Source organism: Streptomyces sp. NPDC028308 (genome assembly GCF_055565855.1).
Genome location: NZ_JBVHTO010000001.1, coordinates 981,795 through 997,077, shown reverse-complemented (window position 1 = coordinate 997,077; position 15,283 = coordinate 981,795). Strand labels below are relative to the sequence as shown.

Here is a 15,283-nt window from a genome sequence, read left to right as displayed (position 1 = left end):
ATGTCGGCGCCGATGCCCGGCGAACGGACCGCGTCCGAGAGCGGGCTGTAGGCGAACCAGCCGAAGTCGGCCGCGCCCTGCGGGGTGAGGAAGCCGCCCACCGCGATCAGCGAGCCGAACAGGTAGAGCCAGTAGGCGAACATGTTCAGCCGCGGGAACGCCACGTCGGGCGCGCCGATCTGCAGCGGCATGATCCAGTTGGTGAAACCGGCGAACAGCGGCGTCGCGAACATCAGCAGCATGATCGTGCCGTGCATCGTGAACGCCTGGTTGAACTGCTCGTTCGACATGATCTGCAGACCCGGCCGCGCCAGCTCCGCACGCATCAGCAGCGCCATGACGCCACCGATGCAGAAGAACGCGAACGACGTGATCAGGTACAGCGAGCCGATCGTCTTGTGGTCGGTGGTCGTCAGCCACTTGACCACGACGTTGCCGGGCTGCCTGCGCCGGACCGGCACCTCGTTCTGGTAGTGCTCAGCGTCCGCCCCGGCAGCACCCTGAGGTTCGTTGAGGATGCTCACAGTACGTTGCTCTCCCGGTTCTTCTCGTGGTCCGTCTGCTCGATGCCGGCCGGGACGTAACCGGTCTGCCCCTTCTCGGCGAGCTCCTTGAGGTGGGCCTCGTAGCGCTCGGGAGAGACGACCTTCACGTTGAACAGCATCCGGGAGTGGTCGACGCCGCAGAGCTCGGCGCACTTGCCCAGGAAGGTGCCCTCCTTGTTGGGGGTCACCTGGAAGGAGTTGGTGTGCCCCGGGATGACGTCCTGCTTCATCAGGAACGGCACCACCCAGAAGGAGTGGATGACGTCACGCGAGGTGAGGACGAACCGGACCGTCTTGCCCTTGGGGAGCCAGAGGGTCGGGCCGGGGTTCTTGGTCTGCGGGTTCACCGTGCCGGGCGTACCGACGTCGTAGACGCCGCCGGCGTTCGCCGGGAAGTCGTCCTTGTACTTGCGCGGGATCGCGGCCAGGTTCTTGTCGGTCTTCGCGTTCCCGGTGGAACCGTCGACGTTCTCGATGTAGTTGAAGCCCCAGCTCCACTGATAGCCCACGACGTTGACAGTCACGTCGGGCTTCTTGTCGAGACTGAGGAGCTTCGACTCGTCGCGGGCTGTGAAGTAGAACAGCACGGAGACGATGATGAGCGGGACCACCGTGTACAGCGCCTCGATGGGCATGTTGTACCGGGTCTGCGGGGGAACTTCGACCTTGGTGCGGCTGCGCCGGTGGAACATGGCGCTCCACAGGATCAGGCCCCACACCAGCACGCCAACGGCGAGCGCGGCCGCCCACGACCCCTGCCACAGGGAGAGGATCCGCGGAGCCTCTTCCGTGGTCGGGGTGGGCATACCAAGGCGGGGGAAGTCCTTGTATGTGCAACCGGTGGCGGTCGCCAGGACCAGGCCCGCAGTCAGTGCCTGCAGCAGCTTCCGCCGCATCGGGCGCCGCGGCGAGCGGTCGGAGCCGTTGGGACTCACGTAGCGCCTTCCCGAGAGTCTCGCCCGCGCGGTCGGCTGCGGCCTTCTCGCTGGTCGGTCGCCGCCCTGCGTCGGGCAGGGGTTTGGATGTTTATGCGGACCAAACCCTACTGGACGCTATTTGGGGTCGCGCGGGGAGGGTGCCCAACGCGCCGTCGGGCACCCCGAAGGGGTGTCGTTCGCCCCGAAGAGCACTCCGGGAAGCTCCGGAATGCCCCGCTCCGGCCGTTTCTGACGCTCTCTCCGGACGGGTCACGGAAGAGTTAGCGTGTGGGCGTGTCCTACTTCGACGCCGCGTCGTCCGCACCTCTGCACCCCGTCGCCCGCCAGGCCCTGCATGCCTCCCTCGACGAGGGGTGGGCCGACCCGGCCCGGCTGTACCGCGAGGGGCGGCGGGCCAGGTTGCTGCTCGACGCCGCCCGCGAGGCGACCGCGGAAGCGGTGGGCTGCCGCCCCGACGAGCTGTCCTTCACCTCGTCGGGGACGCGGGCCGTGCACACGGCGGTCGCGGGCGCCCTCGGGGGCCGACGGCGCGTCGGACGCCACCTGATCGTGTCAGCGGTCGAACACTCTTCGGTGCTCCATTCGGCCGAGCTCCACGAGTCGGGCGGCGGGACGGTGACCCGAGTCCCGGTACGGCGTTCCGGTGCCGTCTCCGCCGAGGCCTTCGCTGCCGGGCTGCGTCCCGACACCGCGCTCGCGTGTCTGCAGTCGGCCAACCACGAGGTGGGCACCGTGCAGCCGGTGGCCGAGGTCGCACAGGCGTGCGGGGAGTCGGGCGTACCGCTGCTGGTGGACGCGGCGCAGTCGCTGGGCTGGGGTCCCGTGGAGGGCGCCTGGTCCCTGCTCGCGGCGAGTGCCCACAAGTGGGGCGGGCCCGCGGGGGTCGGGGTGCTCGCCGTGCGCAAGGGTGTCCGGTTCGCGCCCCAAGGGCCGGTGGACGAGCGCGAGTCGGGCCGGGCGGCCGGGTTCGAGAACATCCCCGCGATCGTGGCCGCGGCGGCCTCGCTGCGCGCCGTACGGGCCGAGGCGGCCGCGGAGGCGGCCCGGCTGCGGGAACTGACGGAGCGGATCCGGGCCCGGGTCCCCGCGCTGGTCCCCGACGTGGAGGTGGTCGGCGACCCGGTCCACCGGCTGCCGGGCATCGTCACCTTCTCCTGTCTCTATGTCGACGGGGAGACTCTGCTGCACGAGCTGGACCGGGCGGACTTCTCGGTCTCGTCGGGCTCCTCGTGCACGAGCAGCACGCTGACCCCGAGCCACGTCCTGAAGGCGATGGGCGTGCTCAGCGAGGGCAACGTCCGGGTGTCGCTGCCGCCGGGCACCTCAGCGGAGGAGGTCGAGCGCTTCCTGTCGGTGCTGCCGGGCACGGTCTCCGCGGTCCGCGAGAAGCTGGGCGCCCCCGCCGGACCGACGAAGACGCCCGCCGCGTCGGACTCCGTCGTGGTGGACGCGCTGGGCCGGCGCTGCCCCATCCCCGTCATCGAACTGGCCAAGGTCATCGGCGACGTACCGGTCGGCGGCACCGTCCGGGTCCTCGCGGACGACGAGGCCGCCCGGCTCGACATCCCGGCGTGGTGCGAGATGCGCGGGCAGGAGTACGTCGGCGAGGAGCCCGCGGACCGGGGCTCGGCCTACGTGGTGCGCCGCCTGTCGTGACGCCCGGTCGCGCGGGGGTCGCCGGGTGACGGAACAGCAGGACATACGGGAGCCCCGCCGGATGACGGTGTCATCCGGCGGGGCTCCCGTCCGCGGCCGCTAGGCGAGGTGCGCCTGGACGTCGGCGGCGGCCTCGTGGCCGTACGCCTTGGTGAAGCGGTCCATGAAGTGGGCGCGGCGCAGCTGGTACTCCTGGGTGCCGACGGTCTCGATGACCAGGGTGGCGAGCATGCAGCCGACCTGGGCGGCGCGCTCCAGCGAGACGCCCCAGGCCAGGCCGGACAGGAAGCCCGCGCGGAACGCGTCGCCGACGCCCGTGGGGTCGGCCTTGCGCTCCTCCTCGGGGCAGCCGACCTCGATCGGGTCCTCGCCGGCGCGCTCGACGCGCACGCCGCGCGAGCCGAGCGTCGTCACGCGGTGGCCGACCTTGCCGAGGATCTCCTCGTCGCTCCAGCCGGTCTTGGACTCGATGAGGCCCTTCTCGTACTCGTTGGAGAAGAGGTACGTGGCGCCGTCCAGCAGTATCCGGATCTCGTCGCCGTTCATCCGGGCGATCTGCTGCGAGAAGTCGGCCGCGAACGGGATCCCGCGGGAGCGGCACTCCTCGGTGTGGCGCAGCATCCCCTCGGGGTCGTCCGCGCCGATCAGGACGAGGTCGAGACCGCCGACCCGGTCCGCCACCGACTTGAGCTCGATGAGGCGGGCCTCGCTCATCGCACCGGTGTAGAAGGAGCCGATCTGGTTGTGGTCGGCGTCGGTCGTGCAGACGAAGCGGGCGGTGTGCAGCACCTCGGAGATGCGCACGGACGCGGTGTCGACGCCGTGGCGCTCCAGCCAGGCGCGGTACTCGCCGAAGTCGGAGCCGGCGGCGCCGACCAGGACCGGTGACGTACCCAGCTGGCCCATTCCGAAGGCGATGTTCGCGCCCACTCCGCCCCGGCGCACGTCGAGGTTGTCGACCAGGAAGGAGAGGGAGACCGTGTGCAGCTGGTCCGCGACGAGCTGGTCGGCGAAACGGCCGGGGAAGGTCATGAGGTGGTCGGTGGCGATGGAGCCGGTGACTGCGATACGCACGGCGAGGACACGCTCCTGCGGGAGGGAGGGGCTGACAGTTCACGCTACCCGGTGGACCGGCCGCCCTGAAGCGGGCAAAACTACCCGATAGTAGATCTTTCTTCGTGCCGCGCCCGTGCATACGGTGCCCCTATGACGAACCTCAAGGTCCACGGTTCCGCCCCGCTCGACCTCGAAGGCGGTTTGGCGTCGCTGCGCGGCGACTGCGCCCGCATGGCCGGGGACTGGGCGGCACCCGACCAGGCCGCCCCCCTGCCCGTCTCCCCGTCCCTGATCCACGGCGTGACCGTCCCCTCCACCTCCGCCCGGCTGCTGGACGCGATGTCCGACTACGGCGACTGACGGCACCGGCCGGACCGGGCCCGGCGCCCGGGAGGGAACCGTGCGCTCCCCCGCTGCGTCTCATCGCCGTCCCCCGTCGAGGGGACGGGGTATACGACCCCTGAGCATCCGCCTTTGACAGGGCCGGGTCATCAGGGACAGCAGCGGATCCGAAGGAGCGATGCGGTGAGCACCGAGCGACCCGACAACGACGCGACCGAACCCACCGAGGACGCCTCCGGTACGGCCGGGACGCGCCGCCGGCACTCCCCGGTGGCCGTCGTCTCGGTCGCGGCCGCGGTGCTGCTGGTCGGCGGCGGCGGGGCGTACGTCGCCACGACCGCCTCCGACGGCGACGACCGCAGCACGGCCGGCGCGGGCGGCGACGGCACTCCCCCGCCGCTGGTCCTGGACGGCTACACGGAGGGCGGCGCCGGGGACAGCGAGGGCATCGCGCCCGGTGAGCCCGACCCGTACGGCGTGACCTACCGCGCGGACGGCGAGCTGCCCGGCGGCCCGGACTCCGCGCCCGTGTACCGGGCGAAGGGCCAGGTCACCGAGGGCGAGGTAGCCCGGCTGGCGAAGGCTCTCGGTCTCGTGGGCACACCGAGCCTCGCCGGGGAGACCTGGAAGGTGGGACAGGACAAGGACGGCTCGGGACCGGGCCTCCAGGTGAACAGGCGGGCGCCGGGGACCTGGACGTTCAGCCGGTACGCGCCCGGCACCGACGACTGCGGGAGCGCCGTCAAGTGCGGGAGCGCGCGGGGCGCCGGGAACGGGAACCCGGTGGGCGAGGCCGCCGCGAGGAAGGCCGCGGCGCCGGTGCTGAAGGCGGTCGGGCAGGACGACGCGAAGCTCGACGCGCGGCAGCTCATGGGCGCCGTCCGCGTCGTGAACGCCGAGCCGCTGGTCGACGACCTGCCGACGTACGGCTGGACGACCGGTATCCAGGTGGGCACGGACAGCCGGGTGGTGGGCGGCAGCGGCCAGCTGAAGGCGCCGGTGAAGGGCGACACGTATCCCGTGATCGGGGCGCGCCGGACGCTGGACCTGATGAACGGGTCGGCGCCGGAGGGCGGGCGCAAGGGCGTCGGGGGCTGCGCGAGCCCCGTACCGCTGAAGGACCGCGACGAGACTCCCTGCGAGCGGTCGGCGGCGACGCCCGAGCGGCAGTCGGTGACCGTCGAGAAGGCCGTCTTCGGGCTCGCCTCGCACTTCGTGGACGGCCGGCAGGCCCTGGTGCCGTCCTGGCTGTTCGAGGTGCGGACCGAGGGGGCGAAGGACGGGTTCACGGTGACGCATCCGGCCGTCGACCCGCGGTATCTGGCGTCGCCCGATCCGGCCGGGACCCCCACGGAGCAGCCGAGTCCGCGGCCGACCGGACCCGGAGACGAGCCGACCTCGCAGCCGGCCGAGCGGGACGTGCGGGTGCAGGGGTACACCGCGAAGGGCGAGGACCTGACCGTGAGCTTCACGGGCGGGGTCTGCGCCGACTACTCGGCCACCGCGAAGGAGACCTCGGGGACGGTGGAGGTCGCCGTGACCGAGAAGCCGCACCGGGGCAAGGCGTGCATCCTGATCGCGAAGGTCTTCCGGCAGACGGTCCACCTGGACGCGCCGCTCGACGGCCGCGAGGTCGTCGGGACGGACGGCAAGGAGGTCCGGGAGGGCAAGGTGACCACACCGGAGGGCAGCGCGAGCCCCCGGTGACGGCCGGCCGGTCCCGGTGACGCCCGGCGCGGGACGACGGCAGGACCGGGTGACGCGCCAGGGCCGGGTCGCGGCACCGGGAGGTCCCGGTCGTGGCCGGAGACCGGTCCGCGGACACACGAAGGCGGCGTCCCTGTCGGGGACGCCGCCTTCGTCATGTGTCCTGGCGTACGACCGGGCCGCACCACCGGCTGCGCCCAGCCGGGAGGCCGGCTAGCTGAAGGAGTCGCCGCAGGCGCAGGAGCCGGTCGCGTTCGGGTTGTCGATCGTGAAGCCCTGCTTCTCGATGGTGTCCACGAAGTCGATGGAGGCACCGCCCAGGTACGGGGCGCTCATGCGGTCGGTGACGACCTTGACGCCGCCGAAGTCCTTGACGACGTCGCCGTCGAGGGAGCGCTCGTCGAAGAAGAGCTGGTAGCGCAGGCCGGAGCAGCCGCCGGGCTGAACGGCGACGCGCAGCGCCAGGTCCTCACGGCCTTCCTGGTCGAGCAGGGCCTTGACCTTGGCCGCGGCGGCGTCGGACAGGATGATGCCGTCGCTCACGGTGGTGGTCTCGTCCGATACGGACATCTGCTTCTCTCCCGGGTTGTACGGAGACTGCTTGCCGACGGTTCCAACCGGCGGGGCCGCGGATTCATTCCGGGCCGATGCGTGTCTTTTCGCTTCTCTGCTCTTCATGCTCGCACATGCGCGGGGGACGCGGACAGCGCCTGTGGACAACGCCCGCCGGGATTCACGTCACATCGACGCTATGGGCATCGTCAACGTGACGTGAAGCGGTTATCATAGATAGCGTCATTTAGACGAGAAGGCTTGTCCCACATGTCCCGCCGGAACGGTCGAACGATCCGGCGAGCCGCAGAACAGAAAGGGTGCGTGTGGTGACCACCGCCCAGCCCCAGGAGCTCGACGTACAGCCGACGCCTCTCGCCCTGCTGCTGCTCGGCCGCGAGGCCGACCCGCGCAGCGAGCGCGGCGTCGAGTGCCCCGGCGACCTGCCCTCCCCGTCCGACCCGGACCTGGTGGAGCGCGCCCGCGCGGCCAAGGAGAAGCTCGGGGACAAGGTCTTCGTGCTCGGCCACCACTACCAGCGCGACGAGGTCATCCAGTTCGCCGACGTCACAGGTGACTCGTTCAAGCTGGCCCGGGACGCGGCCGCCCGCCCGGAGGCCGAGTACATCGTCTTCTGCGGTGTGCACTTCATGGCCGAGTCCGCGGACATCCTGACCTCCGACGACCAGAAGGTCGTCCTGCCCGACCTCGCCGCCGGCTGCTCGATGGCCGACATGGCGACGGCCGAGCAGGTCGCCGAGTGCTGGGACGTGCTGACCGAGGCCGGCGTCGCCGAGCAGGTCGTGCCCGTGTCGTACATGAACTCGTCGGCGGACATCAAGGCCTTCACCGGCAAGCACGGGGGCACGATCTGCACCTCGTCGAACGCCAAGAAGGCGCTGGAGTGGGCCTTCGAGCAGGGCGAGAAGGTGCTGTTCCTGCCCGACCAGCACCTCGGCCGCAACACCGCCGTCCGCGACATGGGGATGTCCCTGGAGGACTGCGTCCTCTACAACCCGCACAAGCCGAACGGCGGTCTGACCGCCGAGCAGCTGCGCGACGCCAAGATGATCCTGTGGCGCGGCCACTGCTCCGTCCACGGCCGCTTCTCGCTGGAGTCGGTGGAGGACGTACGGGCCCGGATCCCCGGCGTGAACGTCCTGGTCCACCCGGAGTGCAAGCACGAGGTCGTGGCCGCCGCGGACTACGTGGGCTCCACGGAGTACATCATCAAGGCGCTGGAGGCGGCCCCGGCCGGCTCGAAGTGGGCGATCGGTACGGAGCTGAACCTGGTCCGCCGCCTGGCGAACCGTTTCGCCCCCGAGGGCAAGGAGATCGTCTTCCTCGACAAGACGGTCTGCTTCTGCTCGACCATGAACCGCATCGACCTCCCGCACCTGGTCTGGACCCTGGAGTCCCTGGCCGAGGGCAACCTCGTCAACCGCATCGAGGTGGACAAGGAGACGGAGGCGTTCGCCAAGCTGGCGCTGGAGCGGATGCTGGCCCTGCCGTAGCCCTCGCACTGCGCGTACACGCCGAACGGGGCGCCCTTCCTTGTGGAGGGGCGCCCCGTTCGTGTGCGGTGACTGACGGGTCAGACCTGGGCGGGTTCCGGGTCCTCGGCGTCGGACCGCGCGGAGGACTGCGGCGGGACGCCGGCCTTGTCCGCGCGCTTCGCCGCCCTCTTCTTCGCCCGGCGCTCCTTGCGGAGCTCGATCATCGCGTAGAGCGTCGGGACGAGGAGCAGGGTGAGCAGGGTCGACGTGATCAGGCCGCCGATGACGACCACGGCCAGCGGCTGGGCGATGAAGCCGCCCTCGCCGGTCACGCCGAGCGCCATCGGGAGCAGGGCGAAGATCGTCGCCAGCGCCGTCATCAGGATCGGGCGCAGCCGGTGCCGGCCGCCTTCCAGCACGGCCTCGACGACGCCGTACCCCTGCCGCCGGTACTGGTTGATCAGGTCGATCAGCACGATCGCGTTGGTGACCACGATGCCGATGAGCATCAGCATGCCGATCATCGCCGGCACGCCCATCGGGGTGCCGGTGACGACCAGCAGGCCGATCGCGCCGGTCGCCGCGAACGGGATGGACACGAGCAGGATCAGCGGCTGGACCAGTGAACGGAACGTCGCGACCAGCAGCATGAAGACGATCGCGATCGCCGCGAGCATCGCGAGGCCGAGGGACGCGAACGCGTCGTCCTGGTCCTGCGAGACCCCGCCGATCTCCGCCGTCGCGCCGGCCGGCAGCTTCAGCTTGTCAAGCTTCGCCGTCAGGTCCGCGCTGACCGCGCCGGTGTTGTCCCCCGTCGGCTTCGCCGTGACGGTGGCCGCCCGCTGACCGTCGATCCGGGTCATCGAGACCGGGCCGTCGACCAGCTTCACGGTGGCGATGTCGCCGAGCTTCACGGCGCCGAGCCGCAGGCCCTTCAGCTCGGCGAGGGTGTCGGCGGGCTTCGCCGACCTGATGACGACGTCCCGCTCGGTGTCGTCCAGGATCGCCTTGCCGCTGGTGGTGCCCCGGACCGCCTGGGCGACGGCGGCACCGAGGGTGCTGTCGTCGAACCCGGCCGCGGCCGCCTTGGAGTTGGCCTTCACCGAGATCCGCGGCACGCTCTGCGACAGGTCGCTGGTGACGTCCGTGACGTGGTCCAGCTCCGCCACCTCGGCGCGGACCTGCTCGGCCGCCTCGCGCAGGACGTCGCCGTCGGCCGCCTTCACGACCACGCTGAGGTCCTGGTTGCCGAAGCCGTCACCGGCCGCGACGGTGGTCGTGCCGGTCCCGGAGAGCTTGCCGAGCCCCTTCTCGATGCGGTCCTGGACGTCCTCGTACGACGCGGAGTCCTTCAGCATGACCTGGTACGAGGCCTGGTTGGTGTCCGTGCCGCCGCCGAAGGCCGCGAGGAAGCCGGACGAGCCGATGGTGACCTGGTAGTCCTTGACGCCGTCGACACCGTCGAGCATCTTCTCGACCTTGCGCGCCGCGGCGTCGGTCGCCGCCAGGCTGGTGCCCGGCTTCAACTCCTGCTTGACGGTGAGGACTTCCTGGTCGCCCTGGTCGAAGAAGTTCGTCTTGAGCAGCGGCGCCATGCCGAACGTGCCGACGAGGACGACGACCGCGATCGCCACGCTCGTCAGCCGGCGACGGGTCGCGAAGCGCAGGACGGGGACGTAGAACCGCTGCAGACGGCTGCGTGCCTCCTTCTCCTCCGCCTCGCGGCGGGCCTCGTCGGCGTCCTCCGGGGTGCCCTTGGGGGCGCGCAGGAACCAGTACGACAGGACCGGCACCACCGTCAGCGAGACCAGCAGCGACGCCAGCAGGGCGGCCGTGACCGTAAGGCTGAACGAGCCGAACAGCTCGCCCACCATGCCGCCGGTGAGCCCGATCGGCAGGAAGACGGCGACCGTGGTGAGGGTGGAGGAGGTGACGGCGCCCGCGACCTCGCGCACCGCCTTGAGGATCGCCTCCTCGCGCTCCTCGCCGTAGCCGAGATGGCGCTTGATGTTCTCCAGGACCACGATCGAGTCGTCGACGACGCGGCCGATGGCGATGGTGAGCGCGCCCAGCGTCAGCATGTTGAGCGACAGGTCGCGGGTCCACAGGACGATCAGGGCCAGCACCACCGACAGCGGGATGGACACCGCGGTGACCAGCGTCGAGCGCACCGACGCCAGGAAGACCAGGATGACGAGGACCGCGAAGAGCAGACCGAGGGCGCCCTCGGTGGTCAGTCCCTTGATGGACTTGGAGACCGCCGGGCCCTGGTCGCTGACGACGGTGATCGTCGCCCCCGAGCCGAGGTCGCTCCGCAGGTCCGGCAGCTTGTCCTGGACGGCGTCGGAGATGGCGACCGCGCTGCCGTCGTGGTCCATGGTGACCATGACCGCGAGGCTGGGCCGGCCGTCCGTACGCGTGATGGAGTCGGCCTTCGCCTGCTCCTGCCGGACCGTCGCCACGTCGGCGAGGCGCACCGGCTTCCGCACGCCCTCGCCGGTGACCCTGAGTTCCTCGATCTGCTTCAGCGACGTGAAGCCGCCGCCGACCTGGACGGTGCGGTTGGCGCCGTCCTCGTCGAAGGAGCCCGCCGGGACGGTCGCGCCGCCCGCGCGGAGCGCCTGGCCGAGAGCCGCCGGGGTGAGCCCGGCCTTCGCGAGCTTCCGGTCGTCCGGGGTGACCGTGACCTGGAGGTCGCGGACGCCGTCGACGGTGACCTGGCCGACGCCGTCGATGTCCTTCAGCGCCGGGACGACGGTCCGGTCGAGCTGGTCGGAGAGGGCCTGCTGGTCCTTGCCGGAGGTGACGGCGAGGACCACCGTCGGCATGTCGTCCGTCGAACCGGCGACGACCTGCGGGTCCACGTCGTCCGGGAGCTGGACGCGGGCGCGGTTGACGGCCTGCTGGACGTCGGCGACGAGCTGCTTGGTGTCGTTGCCGTAGTCGAAGGACGCCATGATCACGGCGTTGCCCTCGCTCGCCGTGGAGGTGACACCGGTGATGCCGTCGACGGATTCGAGGTTGTCCTCGATGGGCTCGACGACCTGCTTCTCGACCACGTCCGGGGACGCACCCTGGTACGGCGCCAGGACGGACACCATGGGCAGTTCGATGGTGGGCAGCAACTGTTGCTTGAGCTGCGGGATCGCTATCGCCCCGAAGGCGATGGCGATGATCGACATCAGTCCGATCAGGGCCCGTTGCGCGAGGCTGAATCTGGACAGCCAGGACATGGGTGGCGGGTCTCTCTTCCGTGGTGTGAGCGGCAGGAGGGGCACATGTGAGCGCCCCACGTCACACCCTGAGCCATCGCCGGAAGCCGATCCGTAGCCCCCAGGTCCATTTCCTCGTCCGGCGCCTACTGCGGGCGCAGTACACCGCGGTGGAGCTCAGTCCACCCTCGGACGGACCAGCCCCGACTCGTACGCGATCACGACCAGCTGTGCCCGGTCGCGCGCGCCCAGCTTGGCCATGGCCCGGTTGACGTGCGTCTTCACGGTGAGCGGGCTGACCGTCAGCCGCTCGGCGATCTCGTCGTTGGAGTGCCCGCCGGCCACCTGCACCAGCACCTCGCGCTCCCGCACGGTGAGCGTGTCCAGCCGCTCGGAGCGGGCCGGGTCCCGCCCGTCGTCCGACGGGTCGCCCTGCGCGAGGAACTGCGCGATCAGTCCCTTGGTGGCGGCCGGCGACAGCAGCGCCTCGCCGCCCGCCGCGATCCGGATGGCGTTCAGCAGCTCCTCGGGCTCGGAGCCCTTGCCGAGGAACCCGGACGCGCCCGCCCGCAGCGACTGCACCACGTACTCGTCGACCTCGAACGTCGTCAGCATGACCACGCGGACGTGCGTGAGGCCGGGATCGGCGCTGATCAGCCGGGTGGCGGCCAGGCCGTCGGTGCCCGGCATGCGGATGTCCATGAGCACCACGTCCGCCCGCTCCTCGCGCGCCAGGCGCACCGCCTCCGCGCCGTCGGACGCCTCTCCCACGACCTCCATGTCCGGCTCGGAGTCGACCAGGACGCGGAAGGCGCTGCGCAGCAGTGCCTGGTCGTCGGCGAGCAGGACGCGGATGGTCATGCGGGGTCCCCCGTGACGGATGGGCGGTTCTTGACCGGAAGGATCGCATGGACCCGGAAACCGCCTCCGTAGCGGGGACCTGCGGTGCAGGTGCCGCCGAGCGCGGTGACCCGCTCGCGCATGCCGAGGAGGCCGTGTCCGCCGCCGTCCCGCGGCCCCTGGTCCTGGCCCGGTCCGTCGTCGAGCACGGTCACCTCGACGTTCGGCCCCACGCGTACGACGCTGACCTCGGCCTTCGCGTCGGTGCCCGCGTGCTTGCGGACGTTGGTGAGGGCCTCCTGGATGACCCGATACGCCGCGAGGTCCACGGCGGCGGGCAGGCTGGTGCCGTGGTCGGCCCGCGCGACCTCCACGGGCAGCCCGGCGTTGCGGAAGGTGTCGGCCAGTTCGTCGAGGCGGTTCAGGCCGGGGGCCGGTTCGGTCGGCGCCTCGGGATCGCCGCTCTGGCGCAGCAGCCCGACGGTGGCCCGCAGCTCGTTGAGCGCCGAGCGGCTGGCCTCGCGGACGTGCCCGAGCGCCTCCTTGGCCTGGTCGGGCCGCTTGTCCATGACGTGCGCGGCGACGCCCGCCTGCACGTTGACCAGGGCGATGTGGTGCGCGACGACGTCGTGCAGGTCGCGGGCGATGCGCAGCCGCTCCTCGGCGACGCGGCGGCGCGCCTCCTCCTCGCGGGTGCGTTCCGCGCGGTCGGCGCGTTCCCTGATCGCGTGCACGAAGGCCCGCCGGCTGCGTACGGCGTCGCCCGCGGCGGCGGCCATGCCGGTCCAGGCGAAGATGCCGAGGTTTTCCTGGGCGTACCAGGGCAGCGGGCCCGCGAGCATGGCGGACGCCGTCAGCACGGTCATGGTGAGCAGTCCGACGCGCCAGGTGGTGGGGCGGTCGGTGGCGGAGGCCACGGTGAAGAGGGCGACGACGGCGGACATCGCCACCGGGGCGCGCGGGTCGCCGGTCACGAGCTCCACGAGGGAGACGGCGACGGTCCCGGCGAGGACGGCCATGGGGGCGCGGCGCCGGAAGACCAGGGCCGCCGCGCCGAGCACCATCAGGGTCAGGCTCATGGCGTCGGGAGTGCGCGCGCCCCAGGTCGCGCCGTCCTCGCCGTGCGGGTCGACGAAGGAGCCCGCCACCATGCAGGCCAGGACGCCGGCGGCCAGGGCCGCGTCCAGGGCGAGGGGGTGGGCCCGGAGTCTGCACCGGGTGCGCTCGAGGGTGCTCACGCGCCAAAGGTACGGGGGGTGGCGCTCCGGGGGGCGCCCTCTCTCCTGCCCGAGGGGGCTCGTGCGGGTTCGTCCGGCGTGCGGGCACCGGGGGCGCCGTTCCCCGCGCCCCCGACCGGGCGCCACCGGGGGTCGTGGAATCCCCGGACCGCCGTCGTGGCTGCTCGCGCCGTTCCCCGCGCCCCCGACCGGGCGCCACCGGGGGTCGTGGAATCCCCGGGCCGCCGTCGTGGCTGCTCGCGCCGTTCCCCGCGCCCCTGACCGGGCGCCACCGGGGGTCGTGGAATCCCCGGGCCGCCGTCGTGGTTGCTCGCGCCCCTGACCGGGCACCACCGGGGTCGTGGAATCCCCGGACCGCCGTCGTGGCTGCTCGCGCCGTTCCCCGCGCCCCCGACGGGGCGCCGGGCTTGGCTCAGCCCGGGATCAGGCCGTCGTCGCTCAGGAGGTCCCGTACCTCCTCCAGGGAGGCGTCGGACGAGGGGAGGATCAGCTCGGACGGCTCCAGGGAGTCGTCGGGCAGGGGCGTCCCCAGGCGGCGGACCGCGTCCAGGAGGGCGGCCAGCGTGCGCCGGAAACCCTCCTGGTCGCCGCGCTCCATCTCGGCGAGCAGCTCGTCGTCGAGCCTGTTCAGTTCGGTGAGGTGGCCGTCGGCCAGCGTCACCTGCCCCTCCCCCATGATCCGTACGATCATGTCGCCCTCCTCAGGCGTGGGACCCGGCGGATTCCGGTGCGTGCCTACTGCTTGTCGAAGCGCGGAGTGTCCTGCGGCTGCTGCTGGGACCGGGACTGGCCGGAGCCGCCCTCGATCGCCTGCTGCGGCGAGCCGCCCGCCAGCTCCGCCTTCATGCGCTGCAGTTCCAGCTCTACATCCGTACCACCGGAGAGCCGGTCCAGCTCGCTCTGGATGTCGTCCTTGGCGAGCCCGGACTGGTCGTCGAGTGCTCCGGAGGCGAGCAGTTCGTCGATCGCGCCGGCCCGCGCCTGGAGCTGGGCGGTCTTGTCCTCGGCGCGCTGGATGGCCATGCCCACGTCGCCCATCTCCTCGGAGATGCCCGAGAAGGCCTCCCCGATCCGGGTCTGCGCCTGGGCCGCGGTGTACGTGGCCTTGATGGTCTCCTTCTTCGTGCGGAAGGCGTCCACCTTGGCCTGCAGCCGCTGGGCCGCGAGGGTGAGCTTCTCCTCCTCGCCCTGGAGGGTCTGGTGCTGCGTCTCCAGGTCGGTCACCTGCTGCTGGAGCGCGGCCCGGCGCGAGAGTGCCTCGCGGGCCAGGTCCTCGCGGCCCAGGGCGAGCGCCTTGCGGCCCTGGTCCTCCAGCTTGGAGGACTGCGACTGGAGCTGGTTGAGCTGGAGCTCCAGGCGCTTGCGCGAGGTCGCCACGTCGGCGACGCCCCGGCGGACCTTCTGGAGCAGCTCCAGCTGCTTCTGGTACGAGTAATCGAGGGTCTCGCGCGGGTCCTCGGCCCGGTCAAGGGCCTTGTTCGCCTTCGCGCGGAAGATCATCCCCATACGCTTCATGACACCGCTCATGGGCTTCGCGCGCCCCCTTCTGACGGACTACGGCTCCAGCACCTGCGACAGAACCCACAGTACGGGCCCTGCATCCATTACCGCACTGTTCGGGGACGGATGCGCTCATCCCCAAGGACGACTGCGTACGACCCCGCTCCGGCGTAGGGAGTAGGTGTCTCTCGGGGTCCCCCG

At 71.5% G+C, this 15,283-nt stretch carries 13 protein-coding genes; 4 read left to right on the top strand and 9 right to left on the bottom strand.

Going from position 1 to position 15,283, the window contains the following annotated elements; translation table 11 throughout:
* Both ACZ4VA_RS04210 and ctaC read right to left on the bottom strand, forming a co-directional pair.
* A partial coding sequence (locus tag ACZ4VA_RS04210) for a cbb3-type cytochrome c oxidase subunit I (protein WP_468079596.1) occupies positions 1–524 on the bottom strand: 524 nt, incomplete at its 3' end.
* Complete coding sequence (gene ctaC / locus ACZ4VA_RS04205) at positions 521–1,480, bottom strand: aa3-type cytochrome oxidase subunit II (protein WP_355794510.1); 960 nt, start codon at positions 1,478–1,480, stop codon at positions 521–523. The genes ctaC and ACZ4VA_RS04210, both read right to left, overlap by 4 nt.
* A gap of 276 nt (positions 1,481–1,756) precedes the next feature.
* Here ctaC and ACZ4VA_RS04200 point away from each other — a divergent pair, with 276 nt between their 5' ends.
* Positions 1,757–3,139: a cysteine desulfurase/sulfurtransferase TusA family protein gene (locus tag ACZ4VA_RS04200; protein ID WP_452925410.1), complete on the top strand. Its 1,383-nt coding sequence runs from the start codon at positions 1,757–1,759 to the stop codon at positions 3,137–3,139.
* 99 nt (positions 3,140–3,238) lie between these two features.
* Here the strand turns inward: ACZ4VA_RS04200 and ACZ4VA_RS04195 are convergent, their stop codons facing one another.
* Positions 3,239–4,213: a carbohydrate kinase family protein gene (locus ACZ4VA_RS04195; protein ID WP_356167271.1), complete on the bottom strand. Its 975-nt coding sequence runs from the start codon at positions 4,211–4,213 to the stop codon at positions 3,239–3,241.
* 132 nt (positions 4,214–4,345) lie between these two features.
* Between ACZ4VA_RS04195 and ACZ4VA_RS04190 the strand changes: the two genes are divergently transcribed.
* On the top strand, positions 4,346–4,555 hold the full coding sequence (locus ACZ4VA_RS04190; protein ID WP_356167274.1) for a hypothetical protein: 210 nt from the start codon (positions 4,346–4,348) through the stop codon (positions 4,553–4,555).
* A 165-nt stretch (positions 4,556–4,720) separates the two neighbouring features.
* Positions 4,721–6,244: a hypothetical protein gene (locus ACZ4VA_RS04185; protein WP_468079593.1), complete on the top strand. Its 1,524-nt coding sequence runs from the start codon at positions 4,721–4,723 to the stop codon at positions 6,242–6,244.
* A gap of 213 nt (positions 6,245–6,457) precedes the next feature.
* Here the strand turns inward: ACZ4VA_RS04185 and ACZ4VA_RS04180 are convergent, their stop codons facing one another.
* Positions 6,458–6,814, bottom strand: coding sequence for an iron-sulfur cluster assembly accessory protein (locus ACZ4VA_RS04180; protein ID WP_161305473.1), 357 nt, complete (start codon positions 6,812–6,814; stop codon positions 6,458–6,460).
* Positions 6,815–7,125: 311 nt separating this feature from the next.
* On the opposite strand from ACZ4VA_RS04180, the gene nadA reads away from it, so the two are divergent.
* Positions 7,126–8,310 carry a quinolinate synthase NadA gene (gene nadA, locus ACZ4VA_RS04175; RefSeq protein ID WP_355784348.1) on the top strand — a complete coding sequence of 395 codons (1,185 nt, stop codon included), beginning with the start codon at positions 7,126–7,128 and terminating at the stop codon, positions 8,308–8,310.
* 80 nt (positions 8,311–8,390) lie between these two features.
* Here nadA and ACZ4VA_RS04170 read toward each other — a convergent pair whose 3' ends face one another.
* The 5 genes from ACZ4VA_RS04170 to ACZ4VA_RS04150 all read right to left on the bottom strand — a co-directional run bounded on the left by ACZ4VA_RS04170 (position 8,391) and on the right by ACZ4VA_RS04150 (position 15,109).
* Positions 8,391–11,525, bottom strand: a complete 3,135-nt coding sequence (locus ACZ4VA_RS04170; RefSeq protein ID WP_452924663.1) for an efflux RND transporter permease subunit — start codon at positions 11,523–11,525, stop codon at positions 8,391–8,393.
* Positions 11,526–11,681: 156 nt separating this feature from the next.
* Positions 11,682–12,365, bottom strand: coding sequence for a response regulator transcription factor (locus ACZ4VA_RS04165; protein ID WP_355784342.1), 684 nt, complete (start codon positions 12,363–12,365; stop codon positions 11,682–11,684).
* A complete protein-coding gene (locus tag ACZ4VA_RS04160; protein WP_356167284.1) occupies positions 12,362–13,582 on the bottom strand; it encodes a sensor histidine kinase in 1,221 nt (406 codons plus the stop codon). The genes ACZ4VA_RS04165 and ACZ4VA_RS04160 overlap by 4 nt, the downstream gene beginning before the upstream one ends.
* 412 nt (positions 13,583–13,994) lie before the next feature.
* Positions 13,995–14,273: a PspA-associated protein PspAA gene (gene pspAA / locus ACZ4VA_RS04155; RefSeq protein ID WP_355790154.1), complete on the bottom strand. Its 279-nt coding sequence runs from the start codon at positions 14,271–14,273 to the stop codon at positions 13,995–13,997.
* A 44-nt stretch (positions 14,274–14,317) separates the two neighbouring features.
* Positions 14,318–15,109 carry a PspA/IM30 family protein gene (locus tag ACZ4VA_RS04150; protein WP_355790152.1) on the bottom strand — a complete coding sequence of 264 codons (792 nt, stop codon included), beginning with the start codon at positions 15,107–15,109 and terminating at the stop codon, positions 14,318–14,320.
* Positions 15,110–15,283 lie beyond the last annotated feature (174 nt).